Annotated in this window: 17 protein-coding genes; 14 read left to right on the forward strand and 3 right to left on the reverse strand. The window is 62.8% G+C overall.

The features are described from left to right. Positions 1–148: 148 nt before the first annotated feature. Both QF092_RS17490 and QF092_RS17495 read right to left on the reverse strand, forming a co-directional pair. Positions 149–1,159, reverse strand: a complete 1,011-nt coding sequence (locus tag QF092_RS17490) for a substrate-binding domain-containing protein (RefSeq protein WP_281465956.1) — start codon at positions 1,157–1,159, stop codon at positions 149–151. Further along, the gene (locus QF092_RS17495; protein WP_281465958.1) at positions 1,156–2,580 is read right to left on the reverse strand and encodes an ROK family protein; all 1,425 of its coding nucleotides are present in this window, start codon (positions 2,578–2,580) and stop codon (positions 1,156–1,158) included. The genes QF092_RS17490 and QF092_RS17495 overlap by 4 nt, the downstream gene beginning before the upstream one ends. Positions 2,581–2,747: 167 nt before the next feature. On the opposite strand from QF092_RS17495, the gene QF092_RS17500 reads away from it, so the two are divergent. The 8 genes from QF092_RS17500 to QF092_RS17535 all read left to right on the forward strand — a co-directional run bounded on the left by QF092_RS17500 (position 2,748) and on the right by QF092_RS17535 (position 11,030). Next, the gene (locus tag QF092_RS17500; protein ID WP_281465960.1) at positions 2,748–3,569 is read left to right on the forward strand and encodes a sugar phosphate isomerase/epimerase family protein; all 822 of its coding nucleotides are present in this window, start codon (positions 2,748–2,750) and stop codon (positions 3,567–3,569) included. 76 nt (positions 3,570–3,645) lie between these two features. After that, positions 3,646–4,746, forward strand: a complete 1,101-nt coding sequence (locus QF092_RS17505; RefSeq protein WP_281465962.1) for a substrate-binding domain-containing protein — start codon at positions 3,646–3,648, stop codon at positions 4,744–4,746. A gap of 128 nt (positions 4,747–4,874) precedes the next feature. Continuing rightward, a complete protein-coding gene (locus QF092_RS17510) occupies positions 4,875–6,041 on the forward strand; it encodes a levoglucosan dehydrogenase (RefSeq protein WP_281465964.1) in 1,167 nt (388 codons plus the stop codon). Then, positions 6,038–7,609, forward strand: coding sequence for a sugar ABC transporter ATP-binding protein (locus tag QF092_RS17515; protein ID WP_281465966.1), 1,572 nt, complete (start codon positions 6,038–6,040; stop codon positions 7,607–7,609). Before QF092_RS17510 ends, QF092_RS17515 begins: the two co-directional genes overlap by 4 nt. After that, on the forward strand, positions 7,602–8,558 hold the full coding sequence (locus QF092_RS17520; RefSeq protein ID WP_281465968.1) for an ABC transporter permease: 957 nt from the start codon (positions 7,602–7,604) through the stop codon (positions 8,556–8,558). The genes QF092_RS17515 and QF092_RS17520 overlap by 8 nt, the downstream gene beginning before the upstream one ends. Before the next feature lie 2 nt (positions 8,559–8,560). Beyond that, positions 8,561–8,860, forward strand: a complete 300-nt coding sequence (locus QF092_RS17525) for a putative quinol monooxygenase (protein WP_281465970.1) — start codon at positions 8,561–8,563, stop codon at positions 8,858–8,860. Further along, the gene (locus QF092_RS17530) at positions 8,857–9,927 is read left to right on the forward strand and encodes a sugar phosphate isomerase/epimerase family protein (RefSeq protein WP_281465972.1); all 1,071 of its coding nucleotides are present in this window, start codon (positions 8,857–8,859) and stop codon (positions 9,925–9,927) included. The genes QF092_RS17525 and QF092_RS17530 overlap by 4 nt, the downstream gene beginning before the upstream one ends. After that, positions 9,918–11,030: a Gfo/Idh/MocA family protein gene (locus QF092_RS17535; RefSeq protein WP_281465974.1), complete on the forward strand. Its 1,113-nt coding sequence runs from the start codon at positions 9,918–9,920 to the stop codon at positions 11,028–11,030. The genes QF092_RS17530 and QF092_RS17535 overlap by 10 nt, the downstream gene beginning before the upstream one ends. A gap of 224 nt (positions 11,031–11,254) precedes the next feature. Here the strand turns inward: QF092_RS17535 and QF092_RS17540 are convergent, their stop codons facing one another. Further along, positions 11,255–12,172, reverse strand: a complete 918-nt coding sequence (locus tag QF092_RS17540) for an IclR family transcriptional regulator (RefSeq protein ID WP_281465976.1) — start codon at positions 12,170–12,172, stop codon at positions 11,255–11,257. On the opposite strand from QF092_RS17540, the gene QF092_RS17545 reads away from it, so the two are divergent. The 6 genes from QF092_RS17545 to QF092_RS17570 all read left to right on the forward strand — a co-directional run bounded on the left by QF092_RS17545 (position 12,147) and on the right by QF092_RS17570 (position 19,998). Beyond that, entirely contained in the window at positions 12,147–13,082 is a 936-nt protein-coding gene (locus QF092_RS17545) for a tripartite tricarboxylate transporter substrate binding protein (protein ID WP_281465977.1), read from the forward strand. The two genes, QF092_RS17540 and QF092_RS17545, sit on opposite strands and share 26 nt — an antisense overlap. An 82-nt stretch (positions 13,083–13,164) precedes the next feature. After that, complete coding sequence (locus tag QF092_RS17550; protein ID WP_281465979.1) at positions 13,165–13,746, forward strand: tripartite tricarboxylate transporter TctB family protein; 582 nt, start codon at positions 13,165–13,167, stop codon at positions 13,744–13,746. After that, positions 13,743–15,227: a tripartite tricarboxylate transporter permease gene (locus QF092_RS17555; protein WP_281465981.1), complete on the forward strand. Its 1,485-nt coding sequence runs from the start codon at positions 13,743–13,745 to the stop codon at positions 15,225–15,227. The genes QF092_RS17550 and QF092_RS17555 overlap by 4 nt, the downstream gene beginning before the upstream one ends. 40 nt (positions 15,228–15,267) lie before the next feature. Further along, positions 15,268–16,566, forward strand: a complete 1,299-nt coding sequence (locus tag QF092_RS17560; protein WP_281465983.1) for an aspartate aminotransferase family protein — start codon at positions 15,268–15,270, stop codon at positions 16,564–16,566. Continuing rightward, positions 16,559–17,515: a phosphotransferase enzyme family protein gene (locus tag QF092_RS17565; RefSeq protein ID WP_281465985.1), complete on the forward strand. Its 957-nt coding sequence runs from the start codon at positions 16,559–16,561 to the stop codon at positions 17,513–17,515. Before QF092_RS17560 ends, QF092_RS17565 begins: the two co-directional genes overlap by 8 nt. Continuing rightward, positions 17,512–19,998 (forward strand): FAD-dependent oxidoreductase, encoded by a 2,487-nt coding sequence (locus tag QF092_RS17570; RefSeq protein ID WP_281465987.1) that lies wholly within the window; start codon positions 17,512–17,514, stop codon positions 19,996–19,998. The genes QF092_RS17565 and QF092_RS17570 overlap by 4 nt, the downstream gene beginning before the upstream one ends. The last annotated feature ends 7 nt before the right edge of the window (positions 19,999–20,005 follow it).

Below are 20,005 nucleotides of genomic sequence, written 5' to 3' on the forward strand. Positions count from 1 at the left end.
CTTTAGCATGTAGTCGTTTGAGCGCGCATAAAAATCCAAAGCGGCCCGAAGCGGACGATCGCGGCGATATGTCGATGTCCGGTCGTTACGGAACTTTGGCGGATTCAAATCCGCTGCTGAACCTGTCGCATCGCATCCGTGCCGGCCTTCATTTGCCGCGTGACAGGCCCATCATGCGAAGCACTTCGCGCGGGGCCGGTTGCCGCCAGATTGTCTGGAAGCTTTCCACGACGTTGTCCCGCGTGACACCAATGCCGGGCAGGGCGATCCAGGCGGGAACCGGGCGACCCAGAAGGCACAGGATCACGGTCTGCGCGGCTGCGATCCCTTGCAGGAAAGGTTGTTGGGCGGCGATGCAGCAGAAAGAGTCGCCTTGTGCGAGGGCGATGGCAGCGGCCTCTCCAAGGTCCACGGTTGCCATGGCCATCGTTGCGCCGCGTTCTGCAAGGCGGGTCGCGGCGGCAAGGGCTGGCGTGTCCCAGACGACGAATAGCCCCGCCAGATCGGGGTTTGCTGACAGAAGATCATCGGCGGCTGTGGCGGCGTCCTCGATCCGCGCGAAGCGGTGGATGCGCGGTAGGATGTCGGGGCGGTTTACCTGAAGCCACTTGTTGAAGGCGATCTCGCGCTCGTTCGTGGCGAAGAAGTCGGCGGCGAAGCCGAGGACGCCAACTTTCGCACCGTCGGGGATGTGGGGAGAAAGTCCGGCGGCCGCGATCTTGCCCAGACCGAAATTGTCCGACGACACCAGCGCCGTGTAGTCCTTGCCCGGCAAAAGGCCGGTCGGCGCGTTGTCCAACAGGACCAGCGTTATGCCCGCCTCGGAGACGCGACGATGCGCGGCGGCAACCTGTTCATTCGCCACGGGCAGCGAAAGGATCGCGTCGGGGCGTTGAGAGATCAGCCGGTCGAGTTCGGCCACCTGCATCTCGGGGGAAAAGGCGCAGTCGACAACATCGATCACTGCCGCGCCACAATCACCGAAGATGCCCATCATGCCGGCCAGTTGCTGCTTGGCCCAGTCGCTCTCCAAAGTGTGCAGAACCACAGCAACGCGCCACCCGGCAGACTTGGCAGCGGTGCGGTCGTCTGGCAGCAGGCTGACCCGTTCGGGCGGGGCGGCGCGTTCACCGTGCGGGCCGAGGCCGGATATCGTCATCTCGGAAGCTCCTGTCCGGTCCGCGCCCTTGGCGGCGGAGGGGGCGATGCGGTTTGCGAAAACCGATCCTTCAGGGCGGTGAAGGCAGGATGGGCGAGTGGGCTGCCCTGCATTACCCATTCCTTCAAGAACGCCGGCGCGAAAAGCTGTTCCGATGCCACGCGGGCCGCACCGACCAAGCCAGCCGAACTGCCCATCTGCGAACGTATGATCCGCAGGTCGCGCGTGACGAAGGGATGCGAAGAGCCATAGACCGCCTCGCGCAGGGCTGCGAGGAGGATGTCATTCGTCTGCACGATGGAGCCCGACAGCACAATCAGTTCCGGGTTCAGCGCATTGGCCAGCGTCGCCACAACCTGACCGATCAGGTGGCCCGACTCCGTCAGGATCGCAACCGAAGCAGGATCGCCGATCTGCGCGGCCTGCGAGACTTCGATGGCCGTGATCTCTCCCCCGCGGCGCTGGATGTCGGCCAGCATGGGACTGCGCCCGTCCTGCGCAGCGGAAAGACCCTCGCGCTGGATCATGTCCGATCCTGCGAGGGTGTCGAGGGGGCCGCTCCGTCCGCCCGAGTTGACGGGAAGGGATCCGATCAGACCTGCCGCACCATGCGCGCCACGGTAGAGCTGGCCGTCGCATACGATGCCCGCTCCGATGCGGCGGCCTACCTTCAGGAACAGCATGCTGCGCGCGCCTATGCCCGCGCCTGCGTGCAATTCGCCCATCGTCATGGTCTCGACGCTCGACCGCATCCAGACCGGCACGCCGAAATCGCGGGACAGCGTTTCGACCAGCGGGAATCCTTCCCATGCAGGAAGGACCGGCGGGGTGGCGGTCAGGAAGTCACCCTCCGTCGCGCCCTGCACGGCACCGGGGACGGAGAGGGAGATGCCCCAGATGCTGCCCTGTGGCGCATGACGTTCCATCGACCAGCGGAAAAGTGCTGTCAGACGTTCGGACAGTTCGGCGGGCGGGGCGGTCAGGTCGGCGGCTTCGTGATGTTCGGTCAGGAGTTTGCCGGAAAGGTCAGCCACACCCACACCGATCGCGGTCTGGTCGAGCGTGGCCACAAGGATCGCCGCGCGTCGCGCGGCAAAGCGCACCAGACGCGGGGCGCGCCCCCCCGTGGCGGCGCCAAGCTCGCTTTCGTCCACCAGTCCCAGATCGCCCAGCATCGTCAGCCGATCCGCCACCACGGCGCGGCCGAATTCGCTCTGCCGTTCCAATTCCTGACGCGTGTTTGCGGCACCCGTGCGGACAAGGTTCAGAAGTTCGACCAGCGAAGGCGCAGCGGTTTCCACCGTGCGCGGTCGTCCCTTGCCGCGGGGGCGGGACGATTCGGAAAGGTCAGATCCGTTCAGGGGCAAGGCTGCGTCCTTATGGGTTTCGAAAGGGATAAGGGCGGGACTTCTGCCGTTCAAGAAAAAACTTTTGCTGCAAAAATGCAGAAGTTAGCAATCATGCGCAGAAATAATATTGACCGATGACGAATCCGTGCTTAACGAAGCTGTCACGGTCAGAGGAGACTGGCAGAAACCGGATGGGCGGGGGCAACCCCAGCAGCCTTTCCGTGGGAGGAGGGACACCGATGACAGCGTGGAAGCTGGCCTATCACGCCAATTGCTGGGGCGGCCTTGGCGGGGATGCCGTGGGCGTCACCTCGGTCACGCAACTGGCCTATCGCACCTTTGGCGACATGGATTGCGCGTGTGCCGACATAGCAGCTGCCGGATATGCGGGGGTGGAGCTGTTCGATGGCAACCTGCTGGACTACAGTGCCGCCGAGATGCGCAAGCTTTTGGCCGACAACGGGCTGGAACTGGTCGCCACCTATGCGGGCGGGAACTTCATCTTCGACGACATCCTGCCCGAGGAACTGGCCCGCGTGACCCGCGCCGCCGACCGTGCCGCAGAACTAGGTGCGCCGCATCTGGTCGTCGGCGGTGGAGCCAAGCGTTTCGACGGCATACGGGAGCCGGATTATCACAAGCTGGGCGCGGCACTCGATCGCGTGAACGCACTGGCCGAGGCGCGGGGGCTGCGGGCGCATTACCACCCGCACCTTTCCACCATCGTCGAGGGCCCTGCCGAAGTGGCCAAGATCTTCGATCTGACCGCCATCGATTTCTGTCCCGATACGGCACATCTGGCCGCCGCTGGGGGCGACCCGGCGCAACTGATCCGCGACCACGCGAAGCGGATCTCCTACATCCACCTCAAGGGCTTCCAGCGTGAACCCTTCGCCTTCACCCCCCTTGACCGGGGCGATGTGCCGACAGGGCCGATCCTGCAGGCGATGCGGGATGTGGGCTTTGCAGGCTGGGTCTGCACCGAACTCGACTCCTGGCCCGACCCCGCCGAAGGGGCACGGCTGAGCATGGACTACCTGAACCGGGCAATCGCGGGCTGATCCGCCTGCCCACCAAACGGGGGAAGCCCCGACACTTCTCTGGGAGGATGAAGATATGTTGACTAGACGCAGCCTGATGGGCTCGGCGACCGCGCTTGCGCTTTTTGTGGGGATCGCCGCCCCGGCCTTCGCCGATCCGGACGCGGCGCTTGCCAAGTTGCAGGAAACCGTCCTGTCGAAAGGACCGAGTGGCGAGGACCCGTCGCCCGCCTCCGATGTCGTGCTGAGCGATGAGGAACTGGCCAAGATCAAGGAGATGGGGGCCACCGCTGCCATCGTCATGCATTACGGCGGCAATGACTGGAGCCAGGCGCAGATCAACGGGTTGCAGACGCAGTTCGGCGCGATGGGGATCGAGGTGATCGCCGTGACCGATGCGGGCTTCAAGCCCGAAAAGCAGGTCAGCGATCTGGAAACCATCATGGCGCAGTCGCCAGACATCATCGTGTCGATTCCGACAGACCCGACGGCCACCGCCGCCGCCTATCGTGCAGCGGCAGAGGCCGGGACCAAGCTGGTGTTCATGGACAACGTTCCGACGGGCTTCGTTCCGGGCACCGACTATGTCTCGGTCGTGTCGGCGGACAACTATGGCAACGGCGTCGCGGCGGCCCATCTGATGGCCAAGGCACTTGGTCCGGATGGCGGGGATATCGGCCTCGTTTTCCACGCGGCTGATTTCTTCGTAACGAAGCAGCGCTATGACGCGTTCAAGGCGACGATTGCCAGCGACTACCCCAATATCAACATCGTGGCCGAGCAAGGCATCGGTGGGCCGGACTTTTCGGGCGATGCCGAAAAGGCCGCAGGGGCGATGCTGACCTCCAACCCGAACATCAAGGGCATCTGGGCGGTCTGGGACGTTCCGGCCGAAGGCGTGATGGCGGCGGCGCGGGCCAATGGCCGCGACGACCTGATCATCACGACCGTGGACCTTGGCGAGAATGTTGCCATCAGCATGGCGCAGGGCGGGTTCATCAAGGGCCTTGGCGCACAGCGTCCCTATGACGCCGGTGTGGTCGAGGCGAAGCTGGCCGGCTATGCCCTTCTGGGCAAGGACGCGCCGGACTTCGTTGCACTGCCCGCCCTGCCGGTGGCGCAAGACAACCTGCTCGACGCGTGGACGCAGGTCTATTCGACCGAGGCGACCGAAAACGTGAAAGCCTCGATGCAGTAAGCGATGCCGCGCGGGGTGTCCCTATCACCCCGCGCGCCTGCCGGGCCTTTAACGGGGGAATTGCTCCCTGCCCGTGAAGGTCCGGCCCTTTCTCACCAACCCGTCCCGCACAGCACCGGAGACTGACGATGACCAAAGTGATGAACGTTGCCATGATCGGCGGCGGGTTCATGGGCAAGGCGCACGCCATGGCCTATGCCTCGATGCCGATGTTCTTCTGGCCCGCGCCTGCCATCCCGCACCGCAAGGTCGTCGTCGATGTCACCGACGGGGCCGCCGAGGAAGCCCGCCGCCGTTTCGGGTTCGACGAGGCGTCGAGCGACTGGCGCAGCGTGGTGGCGCGGCCCGATATCGATGTGGTCGATATCTGCACGCCGAACAATGTCCATGCCGAGATCGCCATTGCGGCGGCGAAGGCGGGCAAGCACATCATCTGCGAAAAGCCCTTGGCGCGGACGGTCGAAGAGGCCCGCGCGATGACCGAGGCGGCGAAGGCCGCGGGCATCATCCACATGGTGGCCTTCAACTACCGCCGCACGCCCGCCGTGGCGCTGGCCAAGAAATATATCGAGGAAGGCCGCATCGGACGCATCCTGAACTTCCGTGGCACCTACCTTCAGGACTGGTCGGCGGATGAGAACGGGCCGCTGTCCTGGCGCTTTCAGAAGAAGATCGCGGGGTCGGGCACGGTGGGGGATATCGGGACACATGTCGTGGACCTCGCACATTACCTTGTCGGCCCTATTGCCGAAGTGATCGCCATGACCAAGACCTATGTCACGACGCGCCCCATCCAGCAGGGTGGCGTGGACAAGTTGGGCGCGTCGGAGAAATCCGCCGATGCCGAACGTGCGCCGGTCGATGTGGATGACGAGGTGGTGTCGATGCTGCGCTTCGGCAACGGGGCCATCGGCAGCCTGGAGGCCACGCGCAATGCATGGGGTCGGAACAACTTTATCACGCTGGAGATCCACGGGACGAAAGGCTCAATCCACTTCAACTACGAACGCCGCGACGAATTGCAGGTGATGTTCGCCGACGATCCGGCCGACGCGCGCGGGTTCCGCACGGTCTATACTGGCCCCGCGCATCCCTATGGCGGCGGTCTATGGCCGATCCCCGGTCTGGGCATCGGCTATTCGGAAACGAAGATCGTCGAATGCTTCGACCTGTTCACCGCGATTGCCAGCGGCAAGCAACCCAGCCCGAATTTCGAGGATGGTCTGCTGACGGAACTGGTGGCCGATGCCCTGCTGCGGTCGGGTGAAACCGGCAAGTGGGAGCGGGTGGAATGACCTCCCCCGCCCCGGTTGCCGTGCGGATGACGGGGATTTCCAAATCCTTCGGCGGCATCCGCGCGCTGGACGGTGTGGATTTCGAGGTCTTTGCCGGTGAAGTCCACGCCCTGCTTGGCGGCAACGGGGCGGGGAAGTCCACCATCCTGAAGGTCCTGAACGGCGTTCACGTGCCGGAGGAGGGCGAGATCGAGGTTGGTGGCCAGAAACTTGCCGCCCACTCGCCCGAAGCGGCGCGGGCGGCAGGCATCGCCATGAACTTTCAGGAAATGTCGCTGATCCCGACGCTGACCGTGGCGCAGAACATATTCCTGACGCGCGAGGCGCGGGATGCGCGCGGGATGATTGATGATGCGGACTCTGTCCGCCGGGCGCAGGCGATTTTCGACATGCTGCAGGTCGAGGTCGATCCGACCACACTCGTCGGTGATCTGGGGGCGGGGCAGAAGCAACTGACCGAGATTGCCAAGGCGATCAGTCAGGATGCGCGGGTCCTGATCCTCGACGAACCCTCGACCGCGCTTTCGGTGTCGGATGTGGAACGGCTGTTCGTCTTTCTGCGGCAGTTGAAGGCAAAGGGCGTGGCGATCATCTATGTCAGCCACCGCATGGACGAAATTGCCCGCATCGCTGACCGCGCGACGATCCTGCGGGATGGTCGGCATGTCATCACGGCTCCGCTGGCCGATCTGCCCATCGACGTGATGATCGAACATATCGTCGGGAAGAAATCCAAAGGGCTGGCGGATGTGGCCCGGGGGGACGTGTCGCGGGGCGAGGTTCTGCTGGACCTTGCGAACGTGACCGGGCCGCACAAACCCGAAAACGTCAGCTTCGCGCTGCATCGGGGGGAAGTGCTGGGACTTGCGGGCTTGCTCGGTTCTGGTCGGTCCGCCTTGGCCCGCGTCATTGCAGGTATCGAACCCGCCGTTTCGGGCGAGATCCGCATCAAGGGCGCGAAAGCGGTGATCCGCCGCCCCGCCGACGCTGTGGCTCACGGAATCGCGCTGGTGCCTGAGGCGCGGGCGACGCAGGGCATCATCCCCGCCCATAGCGTTGCCGAAAACATGGTGATGTCGGTGATCGGGCGCATCGCGCCGAAGGGGTTCGTGGACCGTTCCCGCGTGCGCGACATCGCCGAGGACATGATCGCCCGGCTGTCGATCAAGACGGCAAGCCGCGACCATGCGGTGTCCACGTTGTCGGGGGGAAACCAGCAGAAGGTGGTGATCGGAAAATGGCTCGCTACTGAACCCGAGATCCTGATCCTCGATGAACCGACGGCAGGGATCGATATCGGGTCCAAGGCCGAAATCATCCGTCTGGTGCGGGAACTGGCCCAGGCAGGCAAGGGGGTGATCGTCATTTCCTCGGAACTGTCGGAACTGCTGACGGCCTGCGACCGCATCCTCGTTATGGCGGATGGCCGTGCGCATCAGATGCTGGATCGCGCCGATCTGGACGACCCGGACGAGCACGACCCCGAACATGCCCTGCAAGCGGCCGAGCGCCGCCTTCAGGTGGAAATCCAGAAAGCCCTGACCATCAAGGAGGCCAGCCATGGCTAAGGCAGCAACCGCCCCGGCCGGGGCATTCTTCGCCAATTGGCGGCAGAACATCATCTATATCGGCTTCGTAGTGATCTTCATCGTCTTTGCACTGACGCTGAACGACAAGGGGTTCCTGAATCCGAACAACCTGCTGAACATCGTGCGGCAGACCGCGATGATCGCGGTGATGGCGGTGGCCATGACCTTCGTGCTTTCGGCGGGCGAGATCGACCTGTCGGTGGGCGCGGTGGCGGGGCTGACCACGGTGACGGTTGCCATGGCGATCGCCATCGCCGGACCTGTTGGCGGCGTTCTTGCCGGTTTGGCGACGGGGCTTGCCGTTGGGATGTTCAACGGCTGGCTTACGACGCGGATCGGCATACCCTCCTTTCTGACGACACTTGCGATGATGGGTATCGCCAAGGGCGTGGCCATGTGGATTTCCGATACGGCTGCCGTTCCGATCTTGTCGCCCGGGTATTCCTGGGTCTTCGGGGGAGGTGCGGTCGGCCCAATCCCCGTTCTGATGTTCTGGATGGCCGTGATCGCGGGCGTCGGACATATCGTGCTGCGCCGTTCGGGCTTTGGTCGCAAGGTGCTGGCGACGGGCGGGGGCGAAATGGCCGCGCGCTATTCCGGCATCGATACGCGCAGCATCAAGTTCAAAGTGCTGGTCCTGTCCTCCTGCGCCGCTGCTTTGGCTGGGATGCTTTATGCAGGCCGTCTGCAATCTGGGCGCTTCCAGCTTGGCGAAGGGGATGAGCTTTCGGTCATCGCCGCTGCCGTCCTTGGCGGGACAAGCCTCTTTGGCGGCAAGGGCACGGTCATCGGGACCATCGTCGGCGCGTTGATGATCGGGATGATCAACAATGGACTGATCCTGATGGGACTGGAGTTCAGCCAGCAGCTGATCGCCAAGGGCGCGATCATCATCCTTGCCGTTGCTCTTAGCCAGAAGCGGGGCTGACCATGTATACGATCATCGGAACCGTCACTGCGCGCCCAGAAACGCGCAAGGAACTTGCCTCCCTCCTGATGGCACAAGTTGCGCCAACGCGGTCCGAGGCGGGTTGCATCAACTACGACTTCCACGTCGATGCTGCCGATCCTTGCGTCTTCGTCTTCTACGAGAACTGGGCCGACCGCGCGGCGCTGGACGCGCATCTGGCGATGCCGCATCTGCAACCGCTGTTTTCGCAGCTTGACCGTCTGCTGGCCTGTCCGGTGGAGATCCGGCCCCTGACCATGCTGTCGGAGCGGTCGGCATGACGGGCAGTGCGATCAAGGGTCCGGGCATCTTTCTGGCGCAATTCGCGGGGAATGATGCACCCTTCGACAGCCTGCCCTCAATCACGGCCTGGGCGGCAGGGTTGGGCTACAAGGGCGTGCAGATCCCGTCCTGCGATCGGCGGTTGTTCGATCTGGACCTCTGTGCCGAAAGTCAGACCTATGCTGACGAGGTGCTGGGCATCTGCGCCGAAGCGGGCGTCGCCATCACGGAACTGTCCACCCACCTGCAAGGCCAGTTGGTCGCGGTGAATCCCGCCTATGACGCGGCCTTTGACGCCTTCGCGCCCGAAACGGTGCGGGGCAATCCCGCCGCACGGCAGGCATGGGCGGTCGATCAGGTGACCAAGGCCGCAACGGCGGCGCGGCGTCTGGGGCTTTCGGGAACGGTCAGCTTCACCGGATCGCTGGCCTTCCCCTATCTCTATCCGTGGCCGCAGCGCCCCGCCGGACTGGTCGAGACGGCATTCGCCGAACTTGCCCGCCGCTGGGCCCCCATCCTTGATGCCTATGACGATGCGGGTGTCGATATCGGCTTCGAACTGCACCCCGGAGAGGATGTGTTCGACGGCGCAAGCTGGGAGAGGTTCCTGTCCGCAGTGGCGGAACACCCCCGCGCGAGGATCAACTACGACCCGTCGCACTTCCTGTTGCAGGCGATGGATTATCTGGCCTTCATCGACATCTATCACGACCGTATCTCGGCGTTCCACGTCAAGGACGCCGAGTTCCGCCCCGATGGTCGGCAGGGTGTCTATTCCGGCTATTCGCCCTGGGCGGAACGGGCGGGGCGTTTCCGCAGCCTTGGCGACGGGCAGGTGGATTTTCCGGCCGTCTTCACGCGCCTGACCCAATATGGCTATCGCGGCTGGGCGGTGATGGAATGGGAGTGCTTCCTGAAATCCCCCGCGCAGGGCGCAGCCGAGGGCGCTCCGTTCATCGCGCGCCACCTTATCGAGGTTACAGGGCATGCCTTCGACGATTTCGCAGGCGGACGAGCCGATCAGGCCGTGCTGGACGCAATGCTGGGGATCCGGTCATGGCACTGAAACTGGGCATGGTTGGCGGAGGCCAAGGGGCCTTCATCGGCGGGGTCCACCGCATGGCCGCACGGCTGGACGGGCGGTGGGAGTTGGTTGCGGGGGCGCTGTCCTCTGACCCGGCAAGGGCTGCGGCTTCGGCGGAGGACCTCGGCATTGCGCCCGACCGCAGCTATTCCGATTTCGCACAGATGGCATTGGCCGAGGCATCCCGTCCCGACGGGATCGATGCGGTGGCGATCGTCACGCCGAACCACCTTCACGCGAAGGTGGCGACAGCCTTCCTGCGCGCCGGAATTGCGGTGATCTGCGACAAGCCGATGACTGCTACGCTTCCCGAGGCCGAGGAACTGGCCGCGCTGGCGACCGAAACATCCGTGCCGTTCGTGCTGACCCAGACCTATACAGGCTATCCGATGGTGCGCGAGGCGCGCCGGATGATCGCCGAAGGCGCGATCGGGGCGGTGCGTCACGTGCAGGTCGAATACCTGCAGGATTGGCTGGCCGGACCCGTGGAACAGAGCGGGCAGAAACAGGCCGTTTGGCGCACCGATCCCGGCATGTCGGGCGAGGGCGGCTGCATCGCCGATATCGGGACACATGCCTTCAACCTTGCGACCTTCGTCACAGGGCTTGGGTTGCGGGCCGTTCTTGCCGATCTCACCGCCTTCGAGCCGGGACGGCGGCTGGATGACAACGCGGCAGTGCTTCTGCGTTTCGACGGGGGCGCTAAAGGCATGATCTGGGCAAGTCAGATCGCCCCCGGCACCAAGAACGCGCTGCGGTTCCGCATTGCCGGGGAACGGGGCGGGCTGGCCTGGGATCAGGAAAATCCCGATCTGCTCGAATTCACCCAGCTTGGCGGCACGACCCGCCTGCTGCGCCGCGGTGACGGCCTGACGAAGACGCCTGCCCGAATCCCGTCCGGCCATCCCGAAGGTTATCTGGAGGCATTTGCAACGCTTTACGCCGATGCCGCGGACCTGATCGAAGGGAAGGGGTCGGCATCGACACAAGCGCTGGCGTCTGCCGAGGACGGGCTTGCGGGAATGCGCTTCATCAGCGCGTGTGTCCAATCATATGAGGCAGGCGGAATGTGGATCGCGGCCTGACAGATGGGGCGGTAGGCATATCTGAACAGATGGTCTCACCGCTCACCGCTCACCCGATCGTCCGCCTTCCGCCCGTTTCGACGTCGGGGTCGCTCGCGGCCCATAGCTGCCTGTCGCGAACTCTGCTGTGCTGGTTTTCAAAACCGTTCGAGCAAATTGACCGGTGCACTTATAACTGCCTCGAACTCTTACAGGGGAAAGACGCAGCCCCCCGGGATTGCGACCTACGGGGCATCTGGACTCTTGCCGCCAAAGGCTTTTGTCGCGGCATGGGCTGCATGGACGACCGCGCGGATCAGGTGATCGTGGTTTGCGTCGTCGAGGCGGCTTCTGACGCAAGCCAAACCCATCGTGGCGATCACCTTTCCATGCCAATCGAAGACCGGCGCGGCAAAGCCCGCGGTATCGACTTCAAACCCGCCGATGGATTTTGCGTAGCCAAGCCGTCGCGCATCGTCCATCCGCTGGATCAACTGCTCCCGGGTCGCGGTTTCGGCTGTGTAGCGCTTGTCAGAGCTGCGAGCCAACAAAGCCTCCGCCTCGGATTTCGGCAAATGCGCAAGATAGACGATCCCGGATGCGGTGGCATGGAATGGTAAGACTTGGGTCGGGTCGATCCAGACGCGCGTCGACCGGTTCGGCTCGCACAGGGCAATCGTCGTCAGGCCAACCTCTGATGCCAATGAGGCGTGACCGGATTCACCTGTTTCCTCGGAAAGGCGATCCACGATCGGCTGCAAGGTCGAGATCATCGGGAATGCGGTTTCCCTGATACGCGCAAGGCGCAGAATCGCCGTGCCCAAACGATACTTTCGCGTTTCGGGATGCTGTTCCAGAAGCCCCCCCGCAACGAGCGAGTTCAGCAGGCGCATGGCAGTAACCTTGTCCAGACCGGCGGCCCGCGCGATGTCCACCAACCGGAACTCTGGGGTTTCGGTCGTGAAAAGATTCAACAAAGTCATGGCCTTGTCGATCGTTTTCATCGACTGGGCGCGCTTGGGCTGGGCCGTGTTCATGGGGAATCCGTCGTCGGAATGATTTCTTGACTCAAGTTTATCGCAGAGTAACAATAAAGTAAATAGAGTTGATAATAATGAAACAACACGGAGGAACCCAATGAAGAAGATCGTCGGAACAGCCATTGCCTTGCTGGCATCGTTCGGCGCCGCCGGCCTTGCACAGGCAGAATACCCGGAGCGCCCGGTATCGATCATCGAGCCCTGGCCGCCGGGTGACGTTGATGACCAGTTGCTGCGCGTGATCGCAGAGGAATTCACAAAGGAGACTGGCGTTCCGGCAAAGGTCGTGAACCGCCCCGGCGGGTATGGGCTGGAGGGGGCGGCCTCTGTCTTGTCGTCTCCTGCCGATGGCTACACGATCGGCAGCTTCCTTATCGACATCCCGACAAGCTATCTGATCCTCGGGATCGCCCCCTATACCAAGGAGGATATGGAGGTCATCGGTCTGAACATGAACTTCCCCTTCATGTTGGCCGCGCGCAAGGATGCCCCCTACAACAACTTGGCCGAGCTTGCAGCCTATGCCAAGGAGAACCCAGTCAGCTTTGGCCATTTCGGTTTCGAGACGATCCCGGCCCAGCAGACATTCGAGGCTGCACGTCAGCTGGGCTTCGAGTTCAGCACCGAGACTGGCTATGAAGTGACCGACTGCACGACGCTTGGGAATGGTGATGCAGATGTCATCAACACCACTGTCGCCCTTGTCCTGGCTTGCAAGGACGACATCAAGGCCATCGCCGCCTACACCGAAGAACCGCTGTCGGTCTTCCCCGATGCGCCGCTTCTGCGTGATCAGATCAGCGGCCCCACTTTCACGCTTTGGTCGGGTATCTTTGTGCCGAAGGGCACGCCGCAAGATGTGAAGGATAAGCTTGCCGGGATCATCGAGCGGGCCATGCAGTCTGATCAGGCCAAACAGATTGCCGAAACGACTGGAGCCGAAATCTACTGGCAGCCGGGGGCCGAGGCGCAGGCGCGGATCGACGCGGACTTCGAAGCTGTGAAGGAACTCTTCGCGAAAATGCCGAAATAATCCGCGCCCAAGCGCGCGTTGAGCGAACATCGCGCGGCCCGAAAGGGCCGTGCCCAGCTTCCTGCACCCCAAGGGGACGCACATGCCGGATCACGTCAACCATATCGCAACGATAGCCGATGCCGACACCGATGCTTTCGAGGATGAGGTCATTCCCGAAGCCTCGCATCTGGCGATGGCCCTGTTTTGGGCCTTTGCTCTGTTGGCGCTTGTCGTTCTGCCCTTGGCGACCGTGCCGGGTAAGCGCGATCTGGGTTGGGTGCAAGAGCCCTGGTCGTGGCCCTTCATCACGCTTGTCGTCGGGCTGATTGGCGGGTTTGGCCCCTTGCGGGCCTATCTGCGCGAACGCCGGAGGCCGGGTTTCACGGCGAAGGCCAATCTTGCCTTTGAAGGTATGTGCCGGGCCCTCATCTATGCCGTTGGATTTCTTATTTATATCGGGGGCGTGTCGGTGCTTGGATTCACCATCGCTTCGGTGATCTTCATGCAGGCGCTTCTCTATGTTTCCGGCCTGCGCGGCCCACGCTGGATCATGATCGGCCTAGCCGTTGTCGCCGCCATCGTTCTGGCCTTTCGGGTTGGCCTTGGGATCTGGTTCCCGCTTCCGCCCGTTATGCAACTTTTCCCCGACTGGGTCGGCAATTCCCTGGGAGAATACCTGTGATCGACGCCGTCCTCCTCGGTTTTCAGGAAGTCGCCCAATGGCAAGTGATTGCCGCGCTCATGCTCGGTGCCATGGCCGGAATCCTCGTTGGTGCCGTGCCCGGGATGGAACCCGCCGGGGCCATGGCCATTGCGCTCCCCTTCTCTCTGACGATGGAACCCTTGCCCGGCATCATCCTGCTTCTGGGCTGCTATGGGGGCGCATGGTATGGCGGGGCCATTCCCGCGATCCTGATCAGGGTGCCCGGAACGCCTGTGAACGTGCTGACCACCTATGACGGCTATCCGCTTGGTCAGAAGGGGCAGCCAATGCGGGCGCTTTCGCTGGCCTATTCCTCATCCTTCGTGGGCGGTATCCTATCGGTCATGGCCTTGGTTTTCCTCGCGCCCTTCATGGCGAAGGTGGCCGAGAAGTTTGGCCCGCCCGAATTTGCTATGGTCATGCTCTTGGCGACCATTTCGGTCATCCTGGCGCATCACCAGAACATCCAAGGCGCCATCTTGACCTTTGCCATCGGCGCATTCCTTGGCACGGTCGGCTTTGAAAGCCCGCATCACACCCTGCGCTACACCTTCAGTCAGGATTGGCTGACAGGGGGCATTCCGATGGTGCCCATGGTGATCGGCCTGTTCGCGATCAGCCAGGCTTTCGTGCTTTTGGAAACCAAGTCCCCGCCAAAGGTTCCGAAGGATATGAGCAGCGTCGGACGCTTCACAGGATTGTTCGAGGTATTCAGGTATCGCGCCACCGTCATACGTTCCAGCCTGATCGGCCTTGTCATGGGCCTTTTACCCGGCGTGGGCGAGTTCGGCGCACAGTTCCTGTCCTATTCCCTTGCGCGGCGCTTTTCGAAGAAACCGGAAGAGTTCGGCAAGGGTTCACCCGAGGGACTCGTCGCCTCCGAGGTGTCGATCAATGCCTGCACCTCTACCGTGCTTGTGCCGCTCCTGTCCTTGGGCATCCCAGCCGATCCGCTTATGGCGATGCTGCTGGCGGTGTTCATGATCCACAACATCATCCCTGGTCCCCAGTTGTTCGCCGAGCATCCGGACTTCATCTCGGGCCTTTATATTTCGCTGTTCCTTCTGAACATCTTCGTGATGATCCTGCTGCTGGCCTTCACGAAATACGTTGTGAAGCTTTCCTCGATTACCCCACGGATCATCGGCGCATCCATCATGATCCTCGGTTTCATCGGGACCTATACGCAGAATTTCCGCGTGTCGGATGCGCTGTTCACGCTGGTCTTTGCGGTGGTCGGGCGCTTCATGCTCAAGAACGGCATCCCCGCCTTTCCTATGGTCGTGGGGCTGGTTCTGGGGCCGATGCTTGAAGGCCGCATGAAGCAGGCGCTCAGCATTTCGGCGGGCGATCCGACGATCTTCCTCACCCGTCCGATTGCGGCGACTTTCCTTGCTTTGGCCATTACTGCCGTCTTGGTCTTCTCGTGGAACCATATACGCCACGCGAAAGCCGGGTAAGCCCTCTCTCCCTTCCTTCGTCTTGCTGGAGTAACCGACCTTGGCCACCACCGCCGAACTGCTAGACCGCCGTGCCCGGCTGCTTGGGCCCAATGTCTCGACCTTTTATGACGAGCCGGTCCATCTGGTGCGGGGCGAAGGCGTCTGGGTCTGGGATGCTGACGGGAACAAATATCTCGACTGCTATAACAACGTGCCCCATGTCGGCCATTGCCACCCCCATGTGGTCGAGGCGATTTGCAGACAGGCGTCCACTCTGAACACCCATACGCGCTATCTGCATGAGGGTATCCTCGACTACGTCGAACGCCTGACCGCGACCTTCGAGGATGACTTGTCCACCGCGATCATGGTCTGCACCGGGTCCGAGGCGAATGACATCGCCCTGCGCATGGCCGAGGCCGTCACGGGCAAGCGAGGCATCATCGCGACTGATCACACATACCATGGCAATACGACCGCGGTTTCGCAGTTGTCGCGCACCAACATACCGGCAACAGGCGATGGGTCGCATGTCCGCCATGTCCCTGCGCCTGACAGCTATCGCCCCTTGGGCGGCGAGGGTGGACAGGCCCATGCGCAGGCCTTTGCTGCAGCGGTTCGGGCAGCAATCGACGATCTGCAAGCGTCTGGCCATGGCTTTGCGGGCATTCTGCTTTGCCCCGCCTTCTTGAACGAAGGCTTCCCGATGTTGGAGCCCGGCTGGCTGGAGCCTGCCCTTGCCGAAGTGCGGGCGGCAGGCGGCATCTTCATCGCCGATGAGGTGCAGCCCGGCTTTGGCCGAAATGGCCAGCGGTTCTGGGGCCATCAACGCATCGGGGCGCAGCCCGATGTCGTGACAATGGGCAAGCCGATGGGCAACGGCCACCCCGTCGCAGCCGTTGTCACCCGTCCTGACATCATGGAGCGTTTTCGTAAATCCTTTCGCTATTTCAACACTTTCGGTGGCAACCCCGTGTCATGTGCCGCCGCCGCCGCAGTGCTTGATGTCATCGAAGCAGAGGGTCTTCAGGAAAACGCGCGGGTGGTGGGCGCCTATGCCAAGGCCGGTCTGTCCAGACTGGCCGAGAAATACGAATGGATCGGTGATGTGCGCGGCTATGGCCTGTTCTTCGGGGCCGAGATTGTGACCGACCGCGCGACCAAGGCCGCCGCACCGGCCTATGTCGCCCGTGTCGCCAACGAAATGCGGCGGCGGGGCGTCCTGTTGAACCGGCTGGGCATCCATTACAACACGCTCAAGATTCGCCCGCCGATGCCCTTCACCGCCGCGAATGCGGACTTGCTGCTGGGCCTTCTGGACGAGGTGCTTGGCGAGCTGGGTGCCCCCGATGCCTGACCCGGACGTGCAATCGGCATTGGCATTTTGGGGACTCCAAGACTGCCCGGCCACCCTGATCGCCGCGCGTGAGAACCAAGTCTACCGGGTTGACACGACTGATGGCCCGCTGGTCCTCCGGCTGCATCGGGAGGGTTATCGCAGCCAGGCCGAACTTGCCTCGGAACTGGACTGGATGGCCGAACTGTCCCGGCAGGGTGTGCGCGTGCCGCAGCCGATCCCAACCCTTACAGGCAATCGCTGCATCGAGGTGAATGGGCGTCTGGCCGACATTCTGACCTTTCTCGATGGCCAGCCGCTGATGTCTGGTGGCCATTGGGCCGAAACGGTCACGCCTGAAGACAGCGCCAGCCAGATCGGCAAGACGCTTGCCGATTTGCACACCCTTTCCGACCAGTGGCAAAGGCCCGCGGGTTTCAGCCGCCCGCATTGGGATGCGGCGGGTCTTGTTGGCCCCAACCCTCTCTGGGGCCGGTTCTGGGAAAACCCGCATCTCACTGTATCGCAGGTGGCCCTTTTTTCCGCTTTTCGCGACCGGGCATTGCGGGACCTCACCGCGCTTGGCCCCACTCTTGATTACGGTCTGATCCATGCCGATGCCGTGCCCGAGAATGTGCTGGTCTCGCAAGACGGGGTTTTCCTGATCGACTTTGACGATGGCGGCTTCGGCTTCCGCCTGTTCGATCTGGCAACCGCCGCCAATCGGCTTGACCGGCACGATCCGTCCGGCCACGCCAGCGCGCGCTTCCTGCAGGGCTATCAGGACAGGCGTCCGATAGACCTGTCAGCCATGCCACTGTTCCGATCTTTGCGCGCCATGACCTATGTCGGCTGGGTCATCTCACGCCTGAACGAACCCGGCGCGCCTGCCCGCTGCACCCGTTTCATCGCCGAGGCCGAAGCCCGTGCTTTGGCCCTTCTCGATCACAGTCAAGGACGACCCGCATGACCGAAACCGCATCCTCCCAACTGCCGCCCGTGCCCTCATCGGCAGATGTCGTTGTCATCGGTGGCGGGATCATTGGCGTCTCGACATTGTATCATCTGGCGAAGAAAGGGGTGACGTCGGCTGTCCTTCTGGAACGTAAAACCATCGCCTCGGGCACCACATGGCATGCGGCGGGCATCGTTGGACAACTGCGCGAAAGCGCCGGGCAGACCGAGCTGTCGCGCTACACAACCCGGCTTTTCCGCGAACTGGAAATCGAGACGGGGCAGGCCACCGGCTACAAGCAGAACGGAACCTTGCACGTGGCACTTGGCGAGCTCCGGTTGGAACAATTGCGCCGCAACCACGATCATGCGGGCAGGATGGGGATCGAAAGCCATCTTCTGACCCCGGCTGAAGTGCTGGAAAAATATCCGCATGTCCGGATCGATGATGTTCTGGGCGGCTTCTTCGTGCCCTCGAACGGCCAGGTGAATCCGCTGGACGTGACGCAGGCCATGGCCAAGGGCGCAAGGGCGCGCGGTGCGCAAGTGCTGGAACGCACGGCGGCCACCCGAATCCTGACGCGCGACGGTCGTGTCTGCGGCGTGGAAACCGATCGCGGCGTTATTGCCACCGAAAAGGTTCTGCTGGCCGGGGGAATGTGGACTTCGCGCTTCGCCGCGGCACATGGCGTGACGGTGCCCCTGCACGCGACCGAGCATTTCTACATTGTGACTGAACCGCTTGACGGTCTGTCGCGCAGCATTCCCGGGCTGATCGTGGCCGAAGAACGGCTCTACACGAAAGAAGACGCTGGAAAACTTCTGATCGGCGGGTTCGAGGCCAAGGGAAAGGCCTGGGGCCGGGACGGTATCCCGGAAAGCTTTGAGTTCGACGAACTGCCTTTCGACATGGAACATGTTGAACCCATGTTGGAACGCGCCTTTGCACGCTTTCCCTTCCTTGAAACCACGGGCATCCATACCTTCTTCAATGGCCCCGAAAGCTTTACCCCCGATGGTCGCCCCTACCTCGGCCCCGCCCCGGAGATGCCCGGTCTTTTCATCGCCGCTGGAATGAACTCGAACGGCATCCTGAACGGGGGCGGCTTCGGCCTTACCATGGCGGCGTGGATGACGGACGGCATGCCGGTGCGTGCCGTGGGGGCGATGCTGGCATCGCGTGCGCATCCCTTCCAACAAAACCGTGCCTACAATGCAGAACGGGCCGAAGAATCCATCGGCTTCCACTACGGCCTGCAATGGCCAGGGCGGCAGATCACGTCGGCCCGGGGAATCCGAAGGGTGCCGCTGCATGACCGGCTTGTGGCGGAAGGCGCCGTTATGGCGGAACGCATCGGCTGGGAAATCCCGATGTATTTCGATCCTTCGGGGAAAGGCTGGTCGGACCGTCCCAGCCTTGGTTGGCAGGATTGGTCCCCCTTTGTGGCCTCTGAGGCCAAGGCCGCGTCCGAGGCAGCCGTGCTGATCGATCAGTCCATGTATGGCAAAATTATCGTGCAGGGCCCTGATGCCGTTCACGCGCTGAACCATGTCTCGGGGGCCGAGATGGACGTGGCGGTCGGCACATCAGTCTATACGCAGTTCCTGAACGACAAGGGCGGGATCGAGGCCGATGTCACCGTCACCCGCCTTGCGCCCCGGCAGTTCCTTGTCGTTACAGGTCATCCCAGCCAGATCCGCGACCAAGCCCTTATCCGAGCCCATGCAAGACCTGACTGGCAGTTCGAGATTTTCGATGCCACCTCGGCCTATGGGCTTTTGACCATTCACGGCCCGAAGTCGCGGGCGATCTTGCAGGCGCTGTCAGGCGATGACCTGTCAAACACAGCCTTCCCTTTTGGCGCAGCGCGCGAGATTGATCTTGGCCATGCCCGGGTCTGGGCGATCCGGCGGTCCTTCCTCGGCGAGTTGGGATATGAACTTCTGATGTCGACCGAGTTTTCGGCACATGTCTATGAGGCGATGATGCAGGCCGGCAAACCCCATGGTCTGCGCCTCGCCGGCATGTTCGCGCTTGGCGCTTGCCGTCTGGAAAAGGCTTTCCGCCACTTCGGGCACGACATCGGGGAAGAGGACACACCCTATGAGACCGGCCTTGGCTTTGCGGTCAAATTGGACAAGCCCGATTTCATAGGGAAGGCTGCCTTGGCCAAACAGAAGGCCGAACAGGGGGCTGCCACTCACCATCGCACCGTTGCCATCCTTGTTGAGGGCGCAACAGCGGAGGCCGGTCCATACCTGATGCATAATGAACCGATTTGGCGCGATGGCAAAATCGTCGGCCATGTCACCTCAGGTGGCTGGGGTTGGCGGCTTTCGGCCATGGTCGGGCTGGCTTCGCTGCACCGCGACGAAGGAGTCAGCAAGGCCTGGATCGAGGAAGGCGGCTTTACCGTCCAGATCGCCGGGGAACAGCATGCCCTGCGGGTGCAGCTTGCGCCGTTCCACGATCCGGAAGGCAGGATAATGCGAGGCTAGGGCACGA

The organism is Fuscovulum ytuae, assembly GCF_029953595.1.
GTDB lineage: Bacteria > Pseudomonadota > Alphaproteobacteria > Rhodobacterales > Rhodobacteraceae > Paragemmobacter > Paragemmobacter ytuae.